This is a genomic window from Sphingomonas sp. R647, from assembly GCF_020177055.1.
Taxonomy (GTDB): Bacteria; Pseudomonadota; Alphaproteobacteria; order Sphingomonadales; family Sphingomonadaceae; genus Sphingomonas.
On sequence record NZ_JAIQXT010000001.1, the window covers coordinates 423305 to 444673 of the forward strand.

General features: G+C 64.5%; 24 protein-coding genes. 5 read left to right on the forward strand and 19 right to left on the reverse strand.

Features of this window, described 5'->3' with window-relative positions; genetic code table 11:
- Positions 1-6 precede the first annotated feature (6 nt).
- From ccmC to K9B35_RS01995, 13 genes are all read right to left on the reverse strand, one after another.
- Entirely contained in the window at positions 7-726 is a 720-nt protein-coding gene (gene ccmC, locus K9B35_RS01935) for a heme ABC transporter permease CcmC (RefSeq protein ID WP_224920116.1), read from the reverse strand.
- 68 nt (positions 727-794) lie between these two features.
- Complete coding sequence (locus tag K9B35_RS01940) at positions 795-1121, reverse strand: PilZ domain-containing protein (protein ID WP_224920117.1); 327 nt, start codon at positions 1119-1121, stop codon at positions 795-797.
- A 123-nt stretch (positions 1122-1244) separates the two neighbouring features.
- Positions 1245-1475: a 50S ribosomal protein L31 gene (rpmE, locus tag K9B35_RS01945; protein ID WP_145845438.1), complete on the reverse strand. Its 231-nt coding sequence runs from the start codon at positions 1473-1475 to the stop codon at positions 1245-1247.
- Between the two features lie 104 nt (positions 1476-1579).
- Complete coding sequence (fabZ, locus tag K9B35_RS01950) at positions 1580-2059, reverse strand: 3-hydroxyacyl-ACP dehydratase FabZ (RefSeq protein WP_224920118.1); 480 nt, start codon at positions 2057-2059, stop codon at positions 1580-1582.
- A complete protein-coding gene (locus tag K9B35_RS01955) occupies positions 2056-2676 on the reverse strand; it encodes an OmpH family outer membrane protein (RefSeq protein ID WP_224920119.1) in 621 nt (206 codons plus the stop codon). Before K9B35_RS01955 ends, fabZ begins: the two co-directional genes overlap by 4 nt.
- Positions 2676-5498 carry an outer membrane protein assembly factor BamA gene (gene bamA / locus K9B35_RS01960; protein WP_224920120.1) on the reverse strand — a complete coding sequence of 941 codons (2823 nt, stop codon included), beginning with the start codon at positions 5496-5498 and terminating at the stop codon, positions 2676-2678. Before bamA ends, K9B35_RS01955 begins: the two co-directional genes overlap by 1 nt.
- Positions 5499-5569: 71 nt before the next feature.
- Positions 5570-6706 (reverse strand): M50 family metallopeptidase, encoded by a 1137-nt coding sequence (locus K9B35_RS01965; protein WP_224920121.1) that lies wholly within the window; start codon positions 6704-6706, stop codon positions 5570-5572.
- A complete protein-coding gene (locus K9B35_RS01970; protein WP_224920122.1) occupies positions 6703-7860 on the reverse strand; it encodes a 1-deoxy-D-xylulose-5-phosphate reductoisomerase in 1158 nt (385 codons plus the stop codon). Before K9B35_RS01970 ends, K9B35_RS01965 begins: the two co-directional genes overlap by 4 nt.
- Entirely contained in the window at positions 7857-8636 is a 780-nt protein-coding gene (locus K9B35_RS01975; protein WP_224920123.1) for a phosphatidate cytidylyltransferase, read from the reverse strand. Before K9B35_RS01975 ends, K9B35_RS01970 begins: the two co-directional genes overlap by 4 nt.
- The gene (locus K9B35_RS01980) at positions 8633-9373 is read right to left on the reverse strand and encodes an isoprenyl transferase (protein ID WP_224920124.1); all 741 of its coding nucleotides are present in this window, start codon (positions 9371-9373) and stop codon (positions 8633-8635) included. The genes K9B35_RS01975 and K9B35_RS01980 overlap by 4 nt, the downstream gene beginning before the upstream one ends.
- Positions 9370-9927 (reverse strand): ribosome recycling factor, encoded by a 558-nt coding sequence (gene frr, locus K9B35_RS01985; RefSeq protein ID WP_224920125.1) that lies wholly within the window; start codon positions 9925-9927, stop codon positions 9370-9372. The genes K9B35_RS01980 and frr overlap by 4 nt, the downstream gene beginning before the upstream one ends.
- Positions 9928-9956: 29 nt before the next feature.
- The gene (pyrH, locus tag K9B35_RS01990; RefSeq protein WP_224920126.1) at positions 9957-10688 is read right to left on the reverse strand and encodes a UMP kinase; all 732 of its coding nucleotides are present in this window, start codon (positions 10686-10688) and stop codon (positions 9957-9959) included.
- Positions 10689-10803: 115 nt separating this feature from the next.
- On the reverse strand, positions 10804-11445 hold the full coding sequence (locus K9B35_RS01995; protein ID WP_224920127.1) for a DUF3885 domain-containing protein: 642 nt from the start codon (positions 11443-11445) through the stop codon (positions 10804-10806).
- 107 nt (positions 11446-11552) lie between these two features.
- Between K9B35_RS01995 and K9B35_RS02000 the strand changes: the two genes are divergently transcribed.
- Both K9B35_RS02000 and K9B35_RS02005 read left to right on the forward strand, forming a co-directional pair.
- Positions 11553-11735, forward strand: a complete 183-nt coding sequence (locus K9B35_RS02000; RefSeq protein WP_224920128.1) for an antitoxin — start codon at positions 11553-11555, stop codon at positions 11733-11735.
- Positions 11723-11998, forward strand: a complete 276-nt coding sequence (locus K9B35_RS02005; RefSeq protein ID WP_224920129.1) for a type II toxin-antitoxin system RelE/ParE family toxin — start codon at positions 11723-11725, stop codon at positions 11996-11998. The genes K9B35_RS02000 and K9B35_RS02005 overlap by 13 nt, the downstream gene beginning before the upstream one ends.
- Before the next feature lie 57 nt (positions 11999-12055).
- On the opposite strand, the gene tsf is transcribed toward K9B35_RS02005, so the two are convergent.
- Positions 12056-12985: a translation elongation factor Ts gene (tsf, locus tag K9B35_RS02010; protein WP_224920130.1), complete on the reverse strand. Its 930-nt coding sequence runs from the start codon at positions 12983-12985 to the stop codon at positions 12056-12058.
- 104 nt (positions 12986-13089) lie between these two features.
- Complete coding sequence (gene rpsB / locus K9B35_RS02015; RefSeq protein ID WP_224920131.1) at positions 13090-13932, reverse strand: 30S ribosomal protein S2; 843 nt, start codon at positions 13930-13932, stop codon at positions 13090-13092.
- Between the two features lie 280 nt (positions 13933-14212).
- Here rpsB and K9B35_RS02020 point away from each other — a divergent pair, with 280 nt between their 5' ends.
- Complete coding sequence (locus tag K9B35_RS02020; RefSeq protein WP_224920132.1) at positions 14213-14428, forward strand: hypothetical protein; 216 nt, start codon at positions 14213-14215, stop codon at positions 14426-14428.
- Here K9B35_RS02020 and pssA read toward each other — a convergent pair.
- On the reverse strand, positions 14373-15164 hold the full coding sequence (pssA, locus tag K9B35_RS02025) for a CDP-diacylglycerol--serine O-phosphatidyltransferase (RefSeq protein ID WP_224920133.1): 792 nt from the start codon (positions 15162-15164) through the stop codon (positions 14373-14375). The genes K9B35_RS02020 and pssA overlap by 56 nt on opposite strands.
- Before the next feature lie 10 nt (positions 15165-15174).
- Positions 15175-15906 carry a phosphatidylserine decarboxylase gene (locus tag K9B35_RS02030; protein WP_224920134.1) on the reverse strand — a complete coding sequence of 244 codons (732 nt, stop codon included), beginning with the start codon at positions 15904-15906 and terminating at the stop codon, positions 15175-15177.
- Positions 15907-16053: 147 nt separating this feature from the next.
- Between K9B35_RS02030 and K9B35_RS02035 the strand changes: the two genes are divergently transcribed.
- Both K9B35_RS02035 and K9B35_RS02040 read left to right on the forward strand, forming a co-directional pair.
- A complete protein-coding gene (locus K9B35_RS02035) occupies positions 16054-17277 on the forward strand; it encodes an NADP-dependent isocitrate dehydrogenase (protein WP_224920135.1) in 1224 nt (407 codons plus the stop codon).
- A gap of 162 nt (positions 17278-17439) precedes the next feature.
- Positions 17440-19218 carry a cation:proton antiporter gene (locus K9B35_RS02040; RefSeq protein ID WP_224920136.1) on the forward strand — a complete coding sequence of 593 codons (1779 nt, stop codon included), beginning with the start codon at positions 17440-17442 and terminating at the stop codon, positions 19216-19218.
- 6 nt (positions 19219-19224) lie between these two features.
- On the opposite strand, the gene K9B35_RS02045 is transcribed toward K9B35_RS02040, so the two are convergent.
- Positions 19225-21045, reverse strand: a complete 1821-nt coding sequence (locus K9B35_RS02045) for a DUF885 domain-containing protein (RefSeq protein ID WP_224920493.1) — start codon at positions 21043-21045, stop codon at positions 19225-19227.
- Between the two features lie 25 nt (positions 21046-21070).
- On the reverse strand, positions 21071-21352 hold the full coding sequence (locus K9B35_RS02050) for a hypothetical protein (RefSeq protein WP_224920137.1): 282 nt from the start codon (positions 21350-21352) through the stop codon (positions 21071-21073).
- Positions 21353-21369 lie beyond the last annotated feature (17 nt).

A 21369-nucleotide genomic window follows, 5' to 3' on the forward strand; every position in this document is an offset into this window, starting at 1 on the left:
ACGTTGTCATCCTTGGGCCATACGCCGGATCCGCGCCTCTACCCGCTGCTCGGCAAGGATCGCCCGCATCCGCATCAGCACGATCCCGCCGAACAGCAGCGAGAATCCGCCAAGCGTCAGCAGCAGCGGCCACAGCATCGAATCATGGATGGTCGATTTGGTCAGCGTCAGGCTTTGCCCCTGATGCAGCGTGTTCCACCACACCACCGAATAGCGGATCACCGGCAGCAGCACCGTTCCCGCGATCCCGAACAGCGCCGGGATCCGCCCGTCCCCACCGCGCTCGCGATCCGCACGCTCCAGCGCGATCCATGCGATATAGATGAAGAACAGCAGTAACATCGATGTAAGCCGCCCGTCCCACTGCCACCAGGTGCCCCAGGTCGGCCGCCCCCAGATCGACCCGGTAATCAGGCACAGCGCCGCAAACATCGCCCCCACCGGAGCCGTCGCGCGCGCCGCCACCATCGCCAGCGGATGCCGCCAGACGAGATAGGCAAAGCACGCAATCGCTAGCGCGCTCCATCCCCCCATCCCCAGCCACGCGCTCGGCACATGGATGTAGAGGATGCGGACGCTTTCCTTCTGCAGATAGTCCGGCGGGGTCTGCGTCAGCCCGCCCCATGCCCCGACAAGCGTCAGCAGCAGCCCGCTCCAGAACAGGATGGGCGTCAACGGGCGCGCGATCTTCAGGAAGCGCGTGGGGTTGGCGAGAGCATGGATCACGGCGTTTCGTCGCTCTTAAGCGGATTCGCCGGCAAGTCCAAACAGGATGTGCGTTGATGCGCGCCCGATCAGGCGGCGAGCATCTCGAACTCGTCCTCGCTCAGCGGTATCTGGAATTCGAGGCCGGCTTCGAAGTCGTTCGACCACACGACGCGCGCGGCCCAGTGGCCGACATGCGGCAAGGTCAGCCAGATGATCGAATCGCGCCGGATCGCCGAATAGGTCTCGATCTTTGCGCCATTCGTCGACAGGTCGACGACCTTGCACAGCGCCCGGTCAAGACCACCCCGACCCACCTTGGCATCAAGCGACACCGGCGCGCGCGGCGCGCGGCGGCGACCCAGCACTGCCGGTTCGAACTCTGCGGTGAAACTGCGTTTGCCCGTGGAAACCATGCGGGCAGCCTAGGCCGCGATGGCTAAAGCCGCGTTAACGGCTTCCCGAAACGCAAACGGCCCGCCCCGGAATGCGGGACGGGCCGTTTTATCGGGTTCGATCGGGCTAAACGCCCGACTGGCTCACTTCTTGGAGAGCGAGAGACCACCGAAACGCTTGTTGAAGCGCGCGACCTGGCCGCCGCTGTCGAGCATCTGGCCACGGCCACCGGTCCACGCCGGGTGCGCCAGCGGATCGATTTCCAGCTGCATCAGATCGCCTTCCTTGCCCCACGTCGAACGCGTCTCATAGACGGTGCCGTCGGTCATCTGGACCTTGATCATGTGATAATCGGGATGCGTATCGGCCTTCACGGATCTGTTCCTTGAATTTGAGCGCCGGTTTCCGACCGGCAACAAGAAGGCGCGGCCCCTAACAGAGCCGCGCGCTTCATGCAATGCTACTATGTGTCGAAGCGTCAGACGCTCGGCGGATCGGCGATCATCGCGGTGAATTCGCATTCGGTCGCAAGATCATCGCCCAGATACGCCTTGCCCGCGAACTTGCAGATCCGCGACCGCTTCTGAACGAACTCGACCTCGAGCCGCAGCAACACGCCCGGCTCGACCGGCTTGCGGAATTTCACGCCGTCGATCGACATGAAATAGACCAGCTTGCCGGTGCCGGCGAGGCCGAGGCTCTCGACCGCGAGGACGCCCGCCGCCTGCGCCAGCGCCTCCACCTGCAGGACGCCGGGCATAATCGGCCTTCCGGGGAAATGCCCCTGGAAGAACTCTTCGTTGATCGACACCGCCTTGATCGCGACGATTCGCTCGTCGGGGATCAGCTGCTCGACCCGATCGACCAGCAGCATCGGATAACGGTGCGGAAGCGCCGCCATAACCCGCGTCACGTCGAGCGGGCCGATGGCGGCCTTTCCTTCGGCGGCGTCGCTCACCGGCCGGTGGGTGCCGGCTGCGCCGGTGCGGCCGCAGGCTGCTGCGACTGCTGCGGCGCCGGCGCGACGGTCTGGACACTGGGCAGCTGCTGGTTGAGCGCCGCGAGCACCGGATCGGTGATGTCCGCCGAAGTTGCCGCGAACAGCAGCGTGCTCTTGGACATGGCGACGGTGGCGCCGCGCTGATTGGCAACCTGCTCGATCACCGGGGCAAGACGCTCGGCGACCTGCTGATCGACATATTGCGCGTTGCGGCGCAGCGTCTGCTCACGCTCAGAGATCGCGCGCTGGATCGGCTCCGCGCGACGCTGGAACGCCTGAACGCGCTGCTCGAGTGCGGCATCGGGCTTACCGTTTGCAGCGCGAATCGCGGCCTCGATCGCGGTGCGCTCGGTCTGCAGCGGTGCCGTCTGCTGCTGCGCATACTGCTGCAGCTGGGTCTGCTGAGTCTGCAGCTGGCCGCGCGCGGCAACGCAGGCAACGCAGGTGCTCATCACGCGCTCGACATCGACGACGGCTACCTTCGCATCGGCCAGCGTCTGCGCAACCGCAGCGCCGGTGCCGAACGTGGCACCCGCGACCGCAATCGCGGCGAGAATGGTTTTGGTGTTACGCATCAGAATGCAGTCCCTACGTTGAATGTGAAGAGTTTGGTGTCGTCGCCTTCCTGCGTGAGGAAGGCGTGCGCCAGATCCAGCCGCAGCGGCCCGAACGGCGAGTTCCAATTGACGCCGACCCCGACCGACAAGCGCGGCTTGGGCGAATTGCCAAGGAAACGCTCGACGAACGGATCCGTCTGGATGTTGTAGATGCCATTGACCGAGGTGCCCGAGCAAGCGCCGCCTGCCGTCGTGGCAAAGCCGATGCTACAGGTGGTGAGCTGTCCCGGAGCAACGGCATCGGAAATCGGTACCGCATAGAGCGGCACCGTATTGCCGTTGACGACCGTCGTCTGCGGCGTTTGGATCGGCAACAGCGAGGGCGACCCATCTGCATTCGTCGCCAATGCGGCGCCGGCCCAGGCCGGGTTGCTGGGATCGGTAAGGATCGTCTTCGACCCGTCGGCATTGGTCAAGAAGCGCGCCTGGGTGAACTCCGCCGTCTTGTTCGGCTCGCGCACGCCCCAGTTGGCGCCTGCCATCAGGAAGATCGAGGGACGAATTCCCATTTCGCGCGCACCAGCGCCCAACGGAATCTCAAGCTCCAGCTTGCCGAGATAGTAAGCACGGCCACCGATCGCATCGTCGAAGATCTGGTCCTCGTCGGTGATCAGCGTCTGATTGCCGCCAGCGACGCTCCCGGAATAGCTCACACGCTGAATGCGTGGGCCGACGCCGCGAATATCGAAGCCGCGGAATTGCGGCTCACCCAGGAAGAAGCGGTCGGTAATGCGGACGGGGTCCACCCCAGCGGCGGAGTCTTCCAGGCTGTGGATGTAACCGCCTTCAACGCCAGCAGAGAAGATGAACCCGCTACCCACGTTCCAGTATTTGTCACCGTCGAAGCGCCCACGCAGGTACTTCACGTCCCCGCCCAGGCCAGCAAAGTCAGTGCCAACCACCAGCCGCTGACCGCGCGTCGGGCGCAGTCGGCTGTTCAGGCTGTCATAGATCAGCGACAGACCGACCGCAGACGTCCAGCGGTTGCCCAGCGCCTCGCACAGATAGCGCCCCGCCTTCAACGGATCGCACGCGCCATTCGTAAAGAAGGAGTTGGGGTCGAGCGAAACGGTTTCATAGGTTAGCGAGTAACGGCCCGACAGCGTCCAGAACTCGGTCAGAGGCACGCCGAGCACGACCTGACCGCCGGTCGAAACCTGCTCATAGGTCGTCCGGCGATCGGTGCCGAGATAGTTGAACGAGTTATAGTCGCGGCGGAACAGCGTGCCGCCCAACGCAATGTTCTGGTCGAACAGATAAGGCTCGGTAAAGCCAAGCTCTACCGACTTCGAATAGCTCGAGTAATCGGCCGACAGACGCAGATCCTGGCCCTTGCCGCGGAAATTGCGCTGGCGGATCGATCCCTGGAAGATGAACCGCTCAAGGCTGGAGAAGCCCGCCGACAGCGTCAGCTCGCCGGTCGACTTCTCCTCGACATTCGCGGTCAGGATGACGCGGTCGGGCGCCGACCCTTCCTTCTGCTCGATCTCGAACTTCTCGTTGAAATAGCCGAGCGAGTTGATGCGGTCCTGCGAGCGCTTGACCAGGAACGTGTTGAACGCGTCGCCCTCGGCCAGACGCAGCTCGCGGCGGATCACCTTGTCCTGCGTCTGCGTGTTGCCGTTGATGTCGATCCGCTCGACATAAGTGCGGCGCGCTTCGGCGATGTTGAAGTTGATCGACATCGTCAACTTCTCGCGATCACGCTGGAAGTCGGGGCTGACATTGGCAAAGGCATAGCCGAACGCACCCGCCGTCTCCGACAGCTGGTCGATCGTGTCCTCGACCATCTTGGCGTTGTACCAGTCGCCCTCTTTCATCGACAGGTTCTTGGCGAGCGCCTCATCGTCAAAGTCGCGAATGTTGCTGTCGACCTTGACCGGCCCGAACTTGTAGCGCGGCCCTTCCTCGATCACGTAGGTGATGATGAAGTCGCGCTTGTCCGGGGTCAGCTCGGCGACTGCCGAAACCACGCGGAAATCGGCATAGCCTTCGGTCAGGTAAAACTGGCGCAGCTTCTGCTGGTCATAGGCAAGACGATCCTGATCATAGCTCGTGTTGGAGCTCATGATGCTGGTCAGACGCGCCTGCTTGGTCGCCATCTCGCCGCGCAGCTTGCCATCGGGAAACTGCTCGTTGCCGATGATGTTGATCTGGCGCACCTTGGACTTGGGTCCTTCGCGCACTTCGAACACGACATCGACACGGTTCTGATCGAGGCTGACCATCTTCGGCTCGACCGTCGCGGCAAAGCGACCTTGACGGCGATACAGCTCGACGATCCGCGCAACGTCCGCGCGCACGGCGGTGCGGGTGAACATCTGGCGCGGGGCGAGCTTGATTTCCTTGACGATCTTGTCGTCCTTCAGGCGCTTGTTGCCCTCAAGGATGACGCGGTTGATCACCGGATTCTCACGCACGCGCAACACGATGTCGCCCGACTCGACGCCCTCGATCGTCACGTCGGCGAGCAACTCGCTCGCCAGCACGTCGCGGATCGCCTGATCGAGGCTCTCGGTCGTATAGGTCTGGCCAACGCGCAGCCGCGTGTACGACAGCACCGTCTCGGGCTCGAGCCGCTGCGTACCTTCGACCCGCAGCGTGCGGATCGTGCGCGTCTCGAGCGCCGCCGGCAGCGGAGCCGGCTGTTGCGCGACCGGAGCGGTGGCTGGCGCCTGCTGAGCCTGCGCGGCGGTGGCGAGCGCGAACAATGTCGTGCCGGCCAACAGGACCGCAGAGGCGCGCGCGCCGAATTTTGTAACCTTGATAGCCGTCACCATCCCACCCCAGTCGGATCTAAGAGATTTTGGTCGGAAGCTTGCGCTCGTTCGCACGCCCTGCCCCAACCGGTTCAGCCGATCAACCCGGCCAGGCTTCTCCACACGCCAAAGGCGCCCAGATCGTTGAATGTTACCAGCAGCATCAACGCGAGTATCGCCACCATCCCGCCGCGAAATGCCCATTCCATCACCTCAGGCTCGACGGGTTTCCGGCGGACCGCTTCAACCGCATAGAACAGAAGATGGCCGCCATCCAGCACCGGGACTGGCAGCAGGTTAATGAACCCCAGATTTATCGAGATGAGCGCGGCCATGATGATGAACTGCTCGATCCCGAGCGAAAGCATCTCGCCGGAAACCTTGGCGATTCGCAACGGCCCGCCCAATTCGCTGACCGGCACCCGCCCCATGATCAGCTGGCCCAGGCCATCGATCATCGTCCCGACCAGCGAGACGGTGCGGTTGAAGCCAACGGCGGGGGCCTGCCACCAAGCGATCGGGGTCCGTACCACCTGCTCGCTCGGCGCAATCCCCAGAATTCCGCGGCTTGTCTCGTTGCCGAACCGATCCTTCTCGACCCGGCGGCCGATCACCGCCTCGGTACGCGCCGGCTGTCCGTCGCGCACATAATCGATCTGCACCTTCATCCCCGCGCGCAGCGAGGTGAAGCGCATCATGTCCTCAAATGTTTCGACCTGTCGCCCACCAATCGCGACAAACCGATCGCCCGGCTTCAGTCCGGCAGCCGCAGCAGGTGTGCCCGGCTGGATCTGACCGGCCACCGCCGGCATCTTCGCCTCGCCATAGGCGACCGCGAAAGCGCCGAGAATCGCGATCGCGACCAGAAAATTGGTAATCGGCCCCGCCGCGACCACGATCGCGCGCTGCCACAAGGGCTTGGCCTGAAAGGTCTGGGCGCGCTCCGCGGCCGGCAGCGCGAGCCATTCGGGGCTCGGCTGCCCTGCCGGGTTCATGTCGCCCGCGAACTTGACGTAACCGCCGAGCGGCAGCCACCCGAACTTCCACCGCGTCCCGCGCTTGTCAGTGAACCCCGCCACCTCGCGCCCGAACCCGATCGAGAACGCCTCGGCCTTGATCCCGAAATAGCGGCCGGCAGCGTAATGACCCAGCTCGTGCACGAAGACGAGCGGCCCGATGATCAGGAAGAATGCGATCAGGTAAAGGAAGAAACCCGGGGTTTCAGTCAAGCTACGCAGTCCTTCACACGCTCGCCCGCCAAAATCCGCGCCTCCGCATCGATCGCCAAAACCTGATCGAGCGTTTCCGGCGCGGCCGGGTCGTAGCGATTGAGGGTATCCGCGACGATTGCGGCAATTTCAAGAAAGTCGATCTGGCGCGCGAGGAACGCCGCAACCGCCACCTCATTCGCCGCATTCAGGATCGCCGGCCGCGCCCCGCCCGCCGCCAGCGCCTCACGCGCCAGCTTCAGGCACGGGAAACGGACATAGTCCGGCGCCTCGAAATCCAGCCGCCCGATGGTGGCGAGATCAAGGCGCTGGCACGGCGTCTCCATCCGTCGCGGCCACGCCAGCGCATGCGCGATCGGCACGCGCATGTCGGGCGAACCGAGCTGCGCCAGCACCGACCCATCGACATATTCGACCATCGAATGGATCACCGACTGGCGGTGGACGATCACGTCGAGCTGCTCGGGCGTCACCGGGAACAGGTGATACGCCTCGATCAGCTCCAGACCCTTGTTCATCATCGTCGCCGAATCGACGCTGATCTTCGCCCCCATCGACCAGTTGGGATGCGCCACCGCTTGCTCCGGGGTGATCGCCTGCATCTCAGCCAGCGTCCGCTCGCGGAATGGCCCACCGCTCGCGGTCAGGATGATGCGTGAGATGCGGTCCGCATTCTGCGTCTCAAGGCACTGGAATACCGCATTATGTTCCGAATCGACCGGCAACAGCGTCGCGCCGGTCGCCGCTGCGGCCTGCATCACCACATCGCCAGCGGAAACCAGCGACTCCTTGTTCGCCAGCGCCACCGCCTGCCCGCCCTCAAGCGCGGCCAGCACCGGCTTCAGCCCGGCGGTGCCGACGATTGCCGCCATCGTCCAGTCCGCGCCCATCCGCGCCGCGTCGCACACCGCGTCAGGGCCCGAGGCGACCTCGACCCCGGTCCCCGCCAGCGCGTCGCTCAGCGCCTGATGACAGGACGGATCCGCAACGACAGCCCGTTTCGCCCGCACCCGCTTCGCCGCCGCGGCCAGCCGCTCGACATCGCAATTGGCGGTCAGCGCGACCACTTCGAACGCGGCCGGATCGCGCTCGATCAGGTCGAGCGTGGACGTCCCCACCGATCCGGTCGCGCCAAGGATTGTGATCGTCTTCATTGCATCGCCAACAACATGAGTACGGCCATCGGTGCCACCGGAACCAGCCCGTCGAGCCGATCAAGCACGCCGCCATGGCCGGGCAGGATCGTCCCCGAATCCTTCACCCCCGCGCGCCGCTTCAACCAGCTTTCGTATAAGTCACCCGCCTGCGCGAATACAGCCAGCGCGGGGGTCGCTGCCGCCAGCCCAGCCGGCAGCCCCCAATAGGTCAGCGCCCAGCCAAATAGCCCCGCCGCGCTCATTCCGCCGGCAAGTCCAGCCCAGGTCTTGTTCGGGCTCACACTCGGCATCAGCTTCGGCCCGCCGATCGCGCGCCCGGCAAAATAGGCACCGATATCGCACGCCCACACCAGCGCCATCGCCCAGAATGCGAGCAACAGTCCTTCCGGCCAGTCTCGCAGTGTCAGCAAGGCAAGGACAGGCACCCCGACATAGACTGCCCCCGCTCCCAGTGCGCCGTTTCGCGTGACGATCGCGGTGAAGAAGCCAGCACCGAGAACAAGGCCGAATGCCAGAAAACTCGGACCCGCCGCCCAGGGAGACATGATCGCCAGCGGCACCATCAGCGCATATTGCGCCAGCTTCTTCTGCTGCGGAGTCGCGCCGTGCAGCCCACCCCATTCGTGAACCATCACCAGCGCCGCGACCGTCACCAGCAACCAAAAGGCGAACCCGCCAAACCACAAGGCCGCCGCCGCGATCGCGATCAACGCCACGCCGACCACCGCTCGGGTGCCAAGATCGGCGTTCTTGCGAGGCTGAACTGTGGTCACAGGCCCCCGAACCGACGCTGCCGCCGCCCGAACTGCGCAACCGCATCGGCCAGCGCCGCCCCATCGAAATCGGGCCACAGCGTCTCGACGAACAGCAATTCGGCATAGGCCGCCTGCCACAGCAGGAAGTTCGACAGCCTTTGCTCGCCCGACGTACGGATCAACAGGTCGAGCGGGGGCAGGTCATGCGTGGTCAACGCATCGCTGAACATCGCCTCGTCGATCGCGTGCGGTTCGACGTCGCCCGCCTTCGCGGCGCTCGCCAGCCGCCGCGCCGCCGCGACGATCTCCGCCTGCGCGCCATAGTTGAGCGCGATCACCAGCGTCGCCCCGGTGTTGACCGATGTCCGGGCAATCGCCTCGTCGATCATCGCGACCAGATCGCTCGACAGCGCATGATAGTCGCCGATCACGCGCAACCGCACATTCTCGGCGACCAGATCCTTCAGCTCATTCTTCAGGAAATGGCGCAGCAACCCCATCAGGTCGCGCACTTCCTCCTCCGGACGCCGCCAATTCTCGGACGAAAAGGCGTAGAGCGTCAGCACCTCGATGCCCTGCTCCCGCGCCGCCTTGGACACGCGACGCACCGCTTCGACGCCCTGCTTGTGACCGGCAAGACGCGGCAGCCGCCGGGCCTTCGCCCAGCGACCATTGCCGTCCATAATGATGGCGACATGGCGGGGAACGGCCCCGCCTTCCGGACCAGCCGGAAGAGGCGCGCAGGCCGCGGTCACTTGCCGAGGATTTCCTTTTCCTTCGCGCTCGACGCGGCGTCGATTTCGGCGATGGTCGCATCGGTCATCTTCTGGACGTCGGCCTCATGCCGCTTGCGGTCATCCTCGCCGAATTCGCCCTTCTTCTCGTCGGTCTTGAGGCTGTCCATGCCATCGCGGCGCACGTTGCGCACGGCGATGCGGGCGGCCTCGGCATATTTGCTGGCGAGCTTGGCCAGTTCCTTGCGACGCTCCTCGGTCAGGTCCGGGATCGGCAGGCGCAGATTCTGCCCGTCGACGATCGGGTTGAGGCCCAGGCCTGCGGAACGGATCGCCTTGTCGACCGGGCCGACATTCGACTTGTCCCACACCTGCACCGACAGCATGCGCGGCTCGGGCGCCGACACCGTCGCGACCTGGTTGAGCGGCATGTGCGAGCCATAGACCTCGACCGTCACCGGCTCGAGCAACGTGGTGCTCGCACGCCCGGTGCGCAGCCCGCCCAGGTCATGCTTCAGCGACTCGACGGCGCCGTTCATCCGGCGCTCCAGATCGGCCTTGTCATATGCGGCCATAGCTCAGGTTCCTCTTATTCTGTCTTAACTTAAGCGGTTGCGGGCTGGTTGCGGACGATGGTCGAGGTACCCTCACCTCGCAAGACCGCTTCCAAAGTGCCCTCGTCGCGGATGTTGAACACCACGATCGGAATGTCATTGTCGCGGCACAAAGCCACCGCAGTCGCGTCCATCACCTTGAGATTGTCGACCAGCACGCGATCAAACGTCAGTTCCTCATAGCGAGTCGCGTCGGCGACCTTCTTCGGATCGGCATTGTACACGCCATCGACGCTGGTGCCCTTGAACAGGGCGTCGCAATTCATCTCGGCTGCACGCAGCGCGGCGGTGGTGTCGGTGGTGAAGAACGGCAGGCCGGTGCCGGCGGCAAATATCACCACCCGGCCCTTCTCCATATGCCGCATCGCCTTGCGCCGGATATAGGGTTCGCTGACCGAGGCCATCGGGATCGCCGACTGCACGCGGGTATCGACACCAAGCCGCTCGAGCGTGTTCTGCATCGCCAGCGCGTTCATCACGGTGGCGAGCATGCCCATATAATCGGCACTCGCCCGCTCGAATCCCTGCGCAGCGCCCGCGAGCCCGCGGAAGATATTCCCGCCGCCAACGACCATGCAAATCTCGAACCCCGCCTCGGTCGCCGCCTTCACCTCGCGCGCGACGCGCTCACAGGTGGCGGGATCGATCCCGAACTGCCCCTGCCCCATCAGCACTTCGCCGGAGAGTTTGAGGAGGATGCGTTTGAAGCGTGGCGCGGTCATCTGGCCCTATGGTCTGTCAGCGGTTGGGAGCGGCGCGGACCTTAGGCGCGGGCGCGGGCGAAGCCAAGCGGGGAAACTGGCGATCCGTCTTGATGCCGAGTGGCGCCTGGCGAGGTCAGCGGGAAAATTTCGCGTCCATCTCAGCGCGGTCGTAGTCCAATAGCCAAGGATTGAACTTCTGATAGAGCGTGGAGAGTGCAGGTGCGCTCGGCCCTACTACGTCCATCCCTCTGTCGTCGTAGGCGGTGAGGGCAAGCCGCTTCTGAATATCCGCTATGTGTATCGTGTCGACCCAGCGCACCTTGGGTTGGATGGCCATCTCCCGGCTCACACTGGCCCATAGCAGCGCAGAGATCGATGCCTCATCATTGGTGAATTGCACCGCATACCAATGACGGAATAGGTCGCCGCCAAACTCGGCGATATGGTCCTCATCGTTTTGCGGAATCTTGATTGCCGGTCCGAACGAATGCGGAAAGCCAATGCGCATCAACTGCTGCATCGACGCCGAGTGTCGTCTAGTTGCGCGCTCCTCACCGTAGATGGAAACCACCGCAGTCAGTGTGCTGGACGTCGAAAACAACTCCCCAGCAACCGCTTTTGCCCGCTCAAGCCCCGTCATGAACCGGATCGGCACGCTATCGATGTCGCCGCCTAGCTCGAACCGCAGCCCGAATTGAGAACGATAGAACATAGCATCCGGGAACTCGCGCCATCCGAACGTTGCTTCTATCGTTTGGAACGGGTTCATGCTCATCGGCTAACCATACCGAAAAGTAGTGCCGAAACGACAGCTATCGAATCGAAGAAAACACCGGCAGCTCGCCTCTCGCGCCACCCATCGCACGATGCTATATCCCACGCATGAACGCGGAGCGCGAAATCTTCGACCGTCCCGATGAAGCCGAAGCTGATCGGCTGGCGGATGCTGAGGCCGATGCCGATTTCGCGGCGGGCCGCTTCGTCGATCATGCTGAGGTCGCTGCGTGGCTTGCGACATGGGGCAAGCCGGATGAACAGCCCGCCCCCGAGAAATGGTTCAAATAGTCTGGACCCAGCGCGCGCTGACCCTGCTGCGTTTGATTCGTTCCTATGTCGCCCAGTTCGACCCCGATGCGGCAGAACGGCTTGCGGCGCGCCTGATCGACGCCGGGAATAGCCTGCATGAGTTCCCCGATCGCGGAAGGCCAGCGACCGCGGGGCGGCGTGAACTGGCGACGGTCCCGCCCTATGTCATCCGCTATCGCGTGCAGGGCGACCATGTCGTCATCGGCGACATCAAGCACGGCCGGCAGCGCCCGCGCAGATAACAAAAAGGGCGCGGCCATCGCTGGCCGCGCCCTCCTTGTTCGCTCAGTGTCGTGCGATCAGCCAGCAGCTGCCGCAGCCACTTCAGCTGCGAAGTCGCTCTCTTCCTTCTCGATGCCTTCACCGAGCTGGAAGCGGACATAGTCGACCAGCGTGATCGTCATGCCGGAGTCCTTGCCCGCCTTTGCGATCACGTCGCCGACCGGGGTCTTGCCGTCCATGACGAACGCCTGGGTGAGCAGTGCGTTCTCTTTCTTGAACTTCTCGACCGGGCCGTTGAGGATCTTCGCGGCGACCTCGTCGGACTTGCCGACGATCTTGTCGGCGTTCTTCTCGCGCAGGATCGCGGCTTCGCGCTCGACGACTTCCGGATCGAGGTCCTCGACCGACAGCGCCAGCGGGAAGGCAGCGGCGATGTGCATCGCGATCTGCTTGCCCAGCGGCTCGAGCACGTCCGCGCCCGCGTCCGATTCGAGCGCGACAAGCACGCCGATCTTGCCAAGGCCCGGGGCCGCGGCGTTGTGGACGTACGGGATCACCGCGCCGTTGGTCACTTCGACCTTCTTCGCGCGGCGCAGCACCTGATTCTCGCCGATCGTTGCGATGTTCGCGACCAGCACGTCTTCGATGGTGCCACCAGTGATCGACTGCGCCTTCAGCGCCTCGACATCATCAATACCCTGCTCAAGCGCAACGGCGGTCGCTTCGCGGACAAAGCCCTGGAAGATTTCGTTCTTTGCAACGAAGTCGGTCTGCGAGTTGACCTCGACGGCCACGCCCTTGGTGCCCGCGACGGCGACGCCGACGAGGCCTTCAGCTGCGGTGCGGCTCGACTTCTTGGCGGCGGCGGCAAGGCCCTTCGAACGCAGCCAGTCGCTGGCTGCTTCGATGTCGCCATTGGTTTCGGTCAGCGCCTTCTTGCAGTCCATCATGCCGGCGCCGCTCTTCTCGCGCAGTTCCTTCACGGCTGCTGCAGTGATCTCGGCCATGTTCTTGTTCCTCGTGCTTAAGCGGTTAGCTTCAAATATGGTGCGGGCGGGACAAAGCTGAAACGCCCTGCCCCGCCCCCATTACGGTTCGATGACCAGAGCGCTTACGCGTCGATCTGGCGCTCGCCCTCAGCGGCCGTTTCCGGCTCGGTCGAAGCGGCCGGAGCTTCCGGCTCGGCTGCGACGGCAGGAGCCGGCTCAGCCAGCGCTGCTTCGACCGGCGGCACTTCGGCCGCACCGAAATCGCCGCTGCTCATCTGCGCCTGGTTGTTGCCGCGGGTCGCCGCGATTGCGACGGCTTCGCAGTACAGGCGGATCGCGCGGCTGGCGTCGTCATTCGCCGGGACCGGGAATGCGATCCCGTCGGGCGAGACGTTCGAATCGAGGATCGCGACGACCGGGATGCCGAGCGTGTTGGCTTCCTTGATCGCCAGCTCTTCCTTGTTCGCGTCGATCACGAACATGATGTCGGGAACGCCGCCCATGTCGCGGATGCCGCCGAGCGAAAGCTCCAGCTTGTCCTTCTCACGGGTCAGGTTCAGCACTTCCTTCTTGGTCAGGCCGTGCGTGTCACCCGACAGCTGCTCTTCGAGCGTCTTGAGGCGCTTGATCGAGTTGCTGATGGTCTTCCAGTTGGTGAGCATGCCCCCCAGCCAGCGATGGTTGACGAAATGCTGGTTCGACTTGCGCGCCGCGTCGGCAATCGCTTCCTGCGCCTGACGCTTGGTGCCGACGAACAGCACCTTGCCGCCCGACGAAACGGTCGAGCTGATGAAGTCGAGCGCGCGCGCGAACAGCGGCACGGTCTGCGACAGGTCGATGATGTGAACGCCGTTGCGGTCGCCGAAAATATACGGCTTCATCTTCGGGTTCCAGCGGTGCGTCTGGTGACCGAAGTGTGCGCCCGATTCGAGCAGCTGCTGCATGGAGACGACTGGTGCCGCCATAGGGATAACTCCTTCCGGTTGAGCCTCTGGGAAGCGAGTGACCGAAGGCCGTGACGGCCCGCAGCACCGGGTTATGTTGCTTCCCATGCGGTGTTGAGGGGGCGCGCTTAGTCGAGAATGCGACGGGGCGCAAGAGAACAAAAGCAGATTGCGCCGCTTGACACTCGGAACGTTAATGGAACATAAAGGGTTCACACGGCGGACAGGGAACCTTGGCCGCACTGGAGCGTCGCGAATCTTCAGGATTCCAGTCGCTCAGGAAGAATCCGGGAGGCCAATGATGGTTGCTGTTCTTGCCACGCTGCTGTTCACCACTGCGTTCACCGTGTCGATCTGGGCGATGTTCACCACGATCGCACCGCGCCTCGACTATATGCGCGCACTGCTGCGCGGCGATGTCGTCCCTGCCCTGACGCCGGCCCACGCCGCGCGGGTCCGCGTCAGCCCGCGGGCGGCACCCCGGCGGGCTTCGCCGATCCTGCGGGCGGCGGCATAGTCCGGCGATATGCCCGTATGCTGAACGGAAGCGTCGCGAGATAGCCGAGACAGATCGCCGTCAGCGTCTGCCACGGCGCGCTAACCAGCGCAGCGGCAAGCACTACGACCACGACCAGCGCCTCGAACCGGACATTGCGCCGCAACCGCAGCGACTTCCACGAATAGGTGGCGAGGCTCGACACCATCAGCAGGCCGATAAACGCGACCCACGGGGTGACGATCCACGGCGAGCGGGCCAGTTCCTCACCGCTCCATAGCCAGATGTAGAGCGGAAGCATTGCCAGCCCGGCGCCAGCGGGCGCAGGTATGCCGGTGAAAAAGCCGGCCAGCTTTCGCGGCTGGGCATCGCTGTCGATCTGAGCATTGAACCGAGCCAGCCGCAGCGCGCAGAATACGGCATAGAGCAGCGCAACGATCCACCCCACCTTCGGCGCGTACATCAACGCCCAGAGATAGAGGATCAGCGCGGGTGCGACGCCGAACGAGATCGCGTCGGACAGGCTGTCCAGCTCCGCGCCGAACTTGCTCTCGCCACGCACCATGCGCGCCACCTGGCCATCGATACCGTCGAGTAGCGCCGCGATCAGGATCATGAGAACCGCGCGTTCCCAATTCTCGCTGATCGCATAGCGAACGCCGGTCAGACCCGAGCACAAAGCCAGAGCGGTGATCGCGTTGGGGGCAATCGTGCGTAGCGGGATTCCGCGGCGCAGGGGACGGGGGCGCAAACTCATGGGGCAAACCTCACTGGGCGACACCCTCCGCCGCACGGGCACCCTTCAGGCCAACGATCGTCTCACCAGCGAGGCAACGTTGGCCCAGCGCCACCTGCGGCGCATAATCGTCGGGCAGGAATACATCGAGGCGGCTGCCGAAGCGGATCAGGCCAAAGCGTTGCCCTGCGGCGACGATGTCACCGGGCTTCACGAACGTCACGATGCGCCGCGCGACGAGGCCAGCGATCTGCGTAAAGCCGACGCGGGTGCCGTCGTGCGACTCCATCACGAAATGCTGGCGCTCATTCTCTTCGCTCGCCTTGTCGAGGTCGGCGTTGAGGAACTTGCCCGCGATATACACGACCTGGCGGATCGTGCCGGCCATCGGGGTGCGGTTAATATGGACGTCGAATACGGACATGAAGATCGAAACGCGCACACGCGTCGCTTCGTTCAATCCTTCCGGTCCGGCGATCTCGCGCGGCACCGGCACACGCTCGATCATCGTCACCAATCCGTCAGCGGGAGAGATGATCATCCCCGCCCCCTGCGGCGTCACGCGGATCGGATCGCGGAAGAAGGCCGCGACCCAGATCGTCACGCCGATCAGCGCAAAGCCAAGCTCGTCCCAGATCGCAAAAAGGAACAGGATCGTGATCGCCGCGGAGATCAGCACATATTTGCGTCCCTCCGGATGAACCGAGGGGAAGCGCCACTTAACGGTGTTGGTGACGGCGGGCGGTGTTTCGAGTGAAGGCATGCCCGGGGGTCTAGCTGTGTCATCCGCGCAACACAATCCTGCGTGGCGCGTGGCGATACCGGTGTCTGCCATAGCTTGATCGCGCGCGCGCTTGCTCCTAGACGCACGGCCAAACCCTATCCTCCCGATACGAACAGGAAAGCGAGCATGGCGAAGATCAAGGTCAAGAACCCGGTCGTCGAGATCGACGGCGACGAAATGACGCGGATCATTTGGGAATGGATCCGCGAACGCCTGATCAAGCCCTATCTCGACATCGACCTCAAATATTACGACCTGAGCGTCGAGAAGCGCGACGAGACCAACGACCAGATCACGGTCGATGCGGCGAACGCGATCAAGGAATATGGCGTCGGCGTGAAGTGCGCGACGATCACTCCCGATGAGCAGCGCGTCGAGGAGTTCAACCTCAAGGAAATGTGGAAGTCGCCCAACGGCACGATCCGCAACATCCTGGGCGGCGTCGTATTCCGCGAGCCGATCGTGATCAGCAACGTTCCGCGCCTGATCCCCGGCTGGACCAAGCCGATCGTCGTCGGCCGCCACGCGTTCGGTGATCAGTATCGCGCGACTGACTTCAAGGTGCCCGGCGCCGGCAAGCTGCGCCTCGTGTTCGAAGGCGACGATGGCCAAGTCATCGACCGCGAGGTGTTCAACTTCCCCGGTTCGGGCGTCGCGATGGCGATGTACAACCTCGATGATTCGATCCGCGATTTCGCGCGCGCGTCGTTCAACTACGGCCTCAACCTGAAGTGGCCGGTGTATCTGTCGACCAAGAACACGATCCTCAAGGCATATGACGGCCGCTTCAAGGACCTGTTCCAGGAAGTGTTCGAGACCGAAGGCTTCGACGCGAAGTTCAAGGAAGCGGGCATCGTCTATGAGCACCGCCTGATCGACGACATGGTGGCATCGGCGCTCAAGTGGAGCGGCGAGTTCGTGTGGGCGTGCAAGAACTATGACGGCGACGTCCAGTCGGATCAGGTTGCACAGGGCTTCGGCTCGCTCGGCCTGATGACCTCAGTCCTGCTCTCGCCCGACGGCAAGACGGTCGAGGCGGAAGCGGCGCATGGCACCGTCACGCGCCACTATCGCCAGCACCAGCAGGGCAAGGCGACGTCGACCAACCCGATCGCGTCGATCTTCGCCTGGACCGGTGGCCTCAAGTTCCGCGGCAAGTTCGACGACACGCCGGAAGTCACCAAGTTCGCCGAGACGCTGGAGCGCGTGTGCATCGAGACCGTCGAAAGCGGCAAGATGACCAAGGATCTCGCGCTGCTGATCGGTCCGGACCAGCCCTGGATGACCACCGAGCAGTTCTTCGAGGCGATCCGCCAGAACCTCGAGACCGAAATGGCCAGCTGGGCGTAAGCCTCGCTGCCTTCGGCACAAAAATGGGCCGCGTTCCGATTGGGACGCGGCCTTTTTCTTGTCATGTCACGTTCGGCTGGCCGACTGCCACTGCGAGGCTTAATTTTACCGCATCGCACAAGTCCGATGACAAAGGGTTTCGCCGCCGGTTAGGGTGCGCGCATGGCCCTAGACCTGTCCAACAACAGCTTCAGCGACGCGCTCGTCATTCTCGGCGCCGCGGGCCTGGTCATTCCCGCCTTCGCACGGTTCCGGATCAGCCCGGTGATCGGCTTCATTCTGGTCGGCGCGCTGGTGGGGCCGGCGGGGCTCGGCCAGCTCGTGCCTTACATGCCGTGGCTCTATTACTTCACGATCAGCGACCCCCTTTCGATCGAGCCCTTTGCCGAATTCGGCATCATCCTGCTGCTGTTCACGATCGGGCTCGAGCTATCGTTCAAACGGCTATGGACGATGCGCGGGCTGGTGTTCGGAGTCGGGGCGGCGGAGTTGCTGGGGGCCGCGCTGCTAATCGGTTTGGCCCTCTACACTTTGGGACAGACCTGGGCAGGCGCACTTGGCCTCGGACTTGCGCTCGCCCTCTCCTCCACCGCACTGGTCCTGCCGATCGCCGGGACGACAAGCGCGGTCGGGCGCGCGGCGTTCGCGATGCTGTTGTTCGAGGATCTCGCGCTGGTTCCGATCATCTTCCTGCTCGGCGCACTCGCCCCCGCGGCGGCCGATGCGGGCTGGGCACAGCTCGCCGCGACACTGGGCAAGAGTGCGCTCGTCGTCGCGGCGCTGTTCATCGGCGGACGCTTCATCCTGCCACGGATGTTCGGACAGGCCGCGCGCACCAAGTCGCCCGAACTGTTCCTTGCCGCCAGCCTGCTGGTCGTGATCGTCGCGAGCATGGCGACCACCGCAGTCGGCCTGTCACCGATCGTCGGGGCGCTGCTCGCCGGGCTGTTGATTGCGGAAACCGAATATCACAGCGAGGTCGAGGTCATCACCGCCCCGTTCAAGGGCCTGGCACTCGGCGTGTTCCTGATCACAGTCGGAATGCGGCTCGACCTGCGCATGGTGGCGCAGGATTGGGCGATGCTGCTCGGCGCGATCCTGGGGGTAATGGCGATCAAGGTCGGCGTGACGATCGCCCTGCTCAAGCTGTCGGGCGCACGCACCGGCACGGCGGCGGAAACCGGCGTGTTGATGGCGAGCCCGTCGGAGACGACGCTGATCGTATTGGGCGTCGCGACCACGGCGGGGCTGATCCAGCCGTCCACCGCCACCTTCTGGACGACGGTCACCGCGATCGGCCTGACGATCACGCCGCTGCTGGCCAAGGCCGGACAGTTCGCCTCGCGCCGGATCGAGGCGCGGGACCACCGCGCGGTGATCGTCGATCCGGCCGACATCGTCGTGGGCGGCACCGTCATCATCGGCTTTGGCCGCGTCGGACGGACGGTCGCCGATATGCTGCGCGCGCATGACAAGCCCTATCTCGCGGTGGACGCGGATATCGACGGCGTCGCGGCGGCGCGGCGCGAAGGCTACACCGTCATGTTCGGCGATGTGTCGCGCAGTGAGCTGGTCGATCGCCTGGGCCTCGGCCATGCCAAGGCGCTGATCCTGACGATGGACGATCCGGTGCTGACCGTCCGCCTGACCCGCCGGGTGCGCAATTGGGTACCCGACATCCCGATCATCGCCCGCGCCCGCGACGCTGCGCACGCCGCCGAACTCTACAAGGCCGGCGCCACCGATGCGGTGCCCGAGACGCTCGAAAGCTCGCTGCAATTGTCGGAGGCTGTACTCGTCGATCTTGGCGTTGCGGTCGGGCCGGTGATCGCCTCGATCCACGAAAAGCGCGACGAGATGCGCAAGGCGATCAAGGAAGCCGCCGGGCTGGAGCGCGAGCCACGTATCCGGCGCGTGCGGAAGGAAGAAGCTGAGGCCTGAGCGCTTCTATCCCATTCGCGCCCGAACCACGCGCTTCAGGACGTCGAGCGGCATCGCCCCTTTGCGCAGAACCTCATGGAACTGGCGCGGGTCCCATTTGTCGCCGGCCTTGGCCTTCGCTTCGTCGCGCATCTCGACCCACACAGTATGCCCGATCTTGTAGCTGCACGCCTGGCCCGGCCAGACGGTGTAGCGGTCGATCTCGCCCTGGCTGCGACCACGCGCGATGCCGGTGGTGGCGATGAAGTAATCGGTCGCCTGCTCGCGGCTCCAGCGCTTGGCGTGCATGCCGCTGTCCACCACCAGCCGCGTCGCGCGGAACAGCAGCGACTGGAGATAGCCGACCTGCCCCAGCGGATCGCCGTCATACATGCCCATCTCGTCCGCGAGCTGCTCGGTATAGAGCGCCCAGCCCTCGCTATAGCCGCTGAACCCACCACGCCGACGGATCAGCGGAATATCCTGCGATTCGAGCGCGAGCATGACCTGAAGGTGATGCCCCGGCACCGCCTCATGATAGCTGAGCGTGGCCAGCCCGAATTTCGGGCGGTCAAACGTGTCGCGCAAATTGATGAAGTAGATCCCGGGACGCGAGCCATCGAGCGTCGCCGCCTGATAATAGCCGCCCGGCGCGCCGGCCTGGATCGCGGGCGGTACGCGTCGCACCTCGACCGGCGCTTTTGGCAGTGTCGCGAACTGTTCCGGCAAACGCTTTTCCATCGCCCGGACCTGCCCGCGCAATGTTTCCAGCAACGCCTCCCGACCGGGATCGGTATTCGGGAAGAGCTGATCGGCCCGCTCGTTCAGCGCAACGAGCCGCGCACCAACCGTGCCGTTGCTCATCCCCTGCGCCTTGAGGATCGAGTCGATCCGGCCGCTGATCTCGGCCACCTGCTCCAGACCGATGCGATGGATTTCCTCGCCGGTCAGTCGGGTAGTCGTCGCCGCCTCCGCTGCAGCGGTATAATAGGCCTCGCCATCGGGAAGCCGCCATACGCCAGCGTCATGCGTCGCCTTGCCGCGTAGTTCGCTCACCAGCGCGCGCTGGCGGTCGAGCGCGGGAAAGACCTTGTCGGCGACAATCTTCTCGGCCTGCGTCACGCGCTCAGCCGGCAGCTTTGCACCCTCCAGCTTCGCCTTGAACGACGTGACCAGCCCGGTCTCGCCGGGCGCCTTGTCGCGCAATGCAGCGAACTGCTTCAGCGTAGTGTCGAGGACATAGTCCGGCGCAAACACCCCGCGCGCAGCATCGCCCCGCTGGCGCTCGCTTTCCTGATCAAGCACGGTCGCGAACGCCTCAAGCCGGGCGAGATAGGCGTCGGCATCGACCGCATCGCGCACGCGGTGCTGGGCATCGAGGAAATCAGGCACGTCCTGATAGGCGCCGGTAAGCTGGCTCAGGCGATAGGGTGCAGAACGCCCACCCGCCGATCCATAGGAAAAGGCCTCACGCCCGCTGATGCTGCGCTCTAGCTGGTAGGTCACGACGTCATAGTCGAGCCGCGCATTATCACCCAGCGTCGCCGGATCGATCGCCTTGATCGCCGCGAGCTCGCGCTTCGCCCGCGCCAGATCGCGCGCCTCGTCTGCCGCGCTGCGACCCGAAAGCTGCGACTTGAGCGCGGCGTTCTTGCCGATATCAAGCCCAAGCGCGGTCGCGCCCTCGGGGCTTTGCGTCATCCGATCGTTGAAGATGCGATCGAGCAGCGCCCGCAACACCGCGTCCCCTGCCCCCGGCTTCGCCTGCCCCGCCGCACGCGACGCGGCGGGGACACTAGTGGCAAGCGCTGCTGCGCCGATGGACTGGACGAACGAACGGCGGCGCAGGGTCATGGGTTTCGGCTTCTCCGGGTCAGTTATCGAGTGCGGGCACCCTCGCGACGCAGGCGGCGAGTGCAGCGGTCGCCGCGCCGTCCTGTGCGCGCAACCGTCCTTCGCGCTGCGCCGACTGGGCCGCGACTTCAGCGTCCACCGTCTTGCCGCTCTTGCCCGCCGCGCGCCCCGAATCGGCCGCCGCCATGCCCCAATAAATGAGCTGGTCGAACAGCACCGATTCCTGCGGCGTGCCCTTGCCGATCTTGGCGGCAGCATGGGTCAGTGCGGCGCAGTTCAGCGCCTCCGGGTAGGGGGGCAATTTGCCCTGCGCCGTGG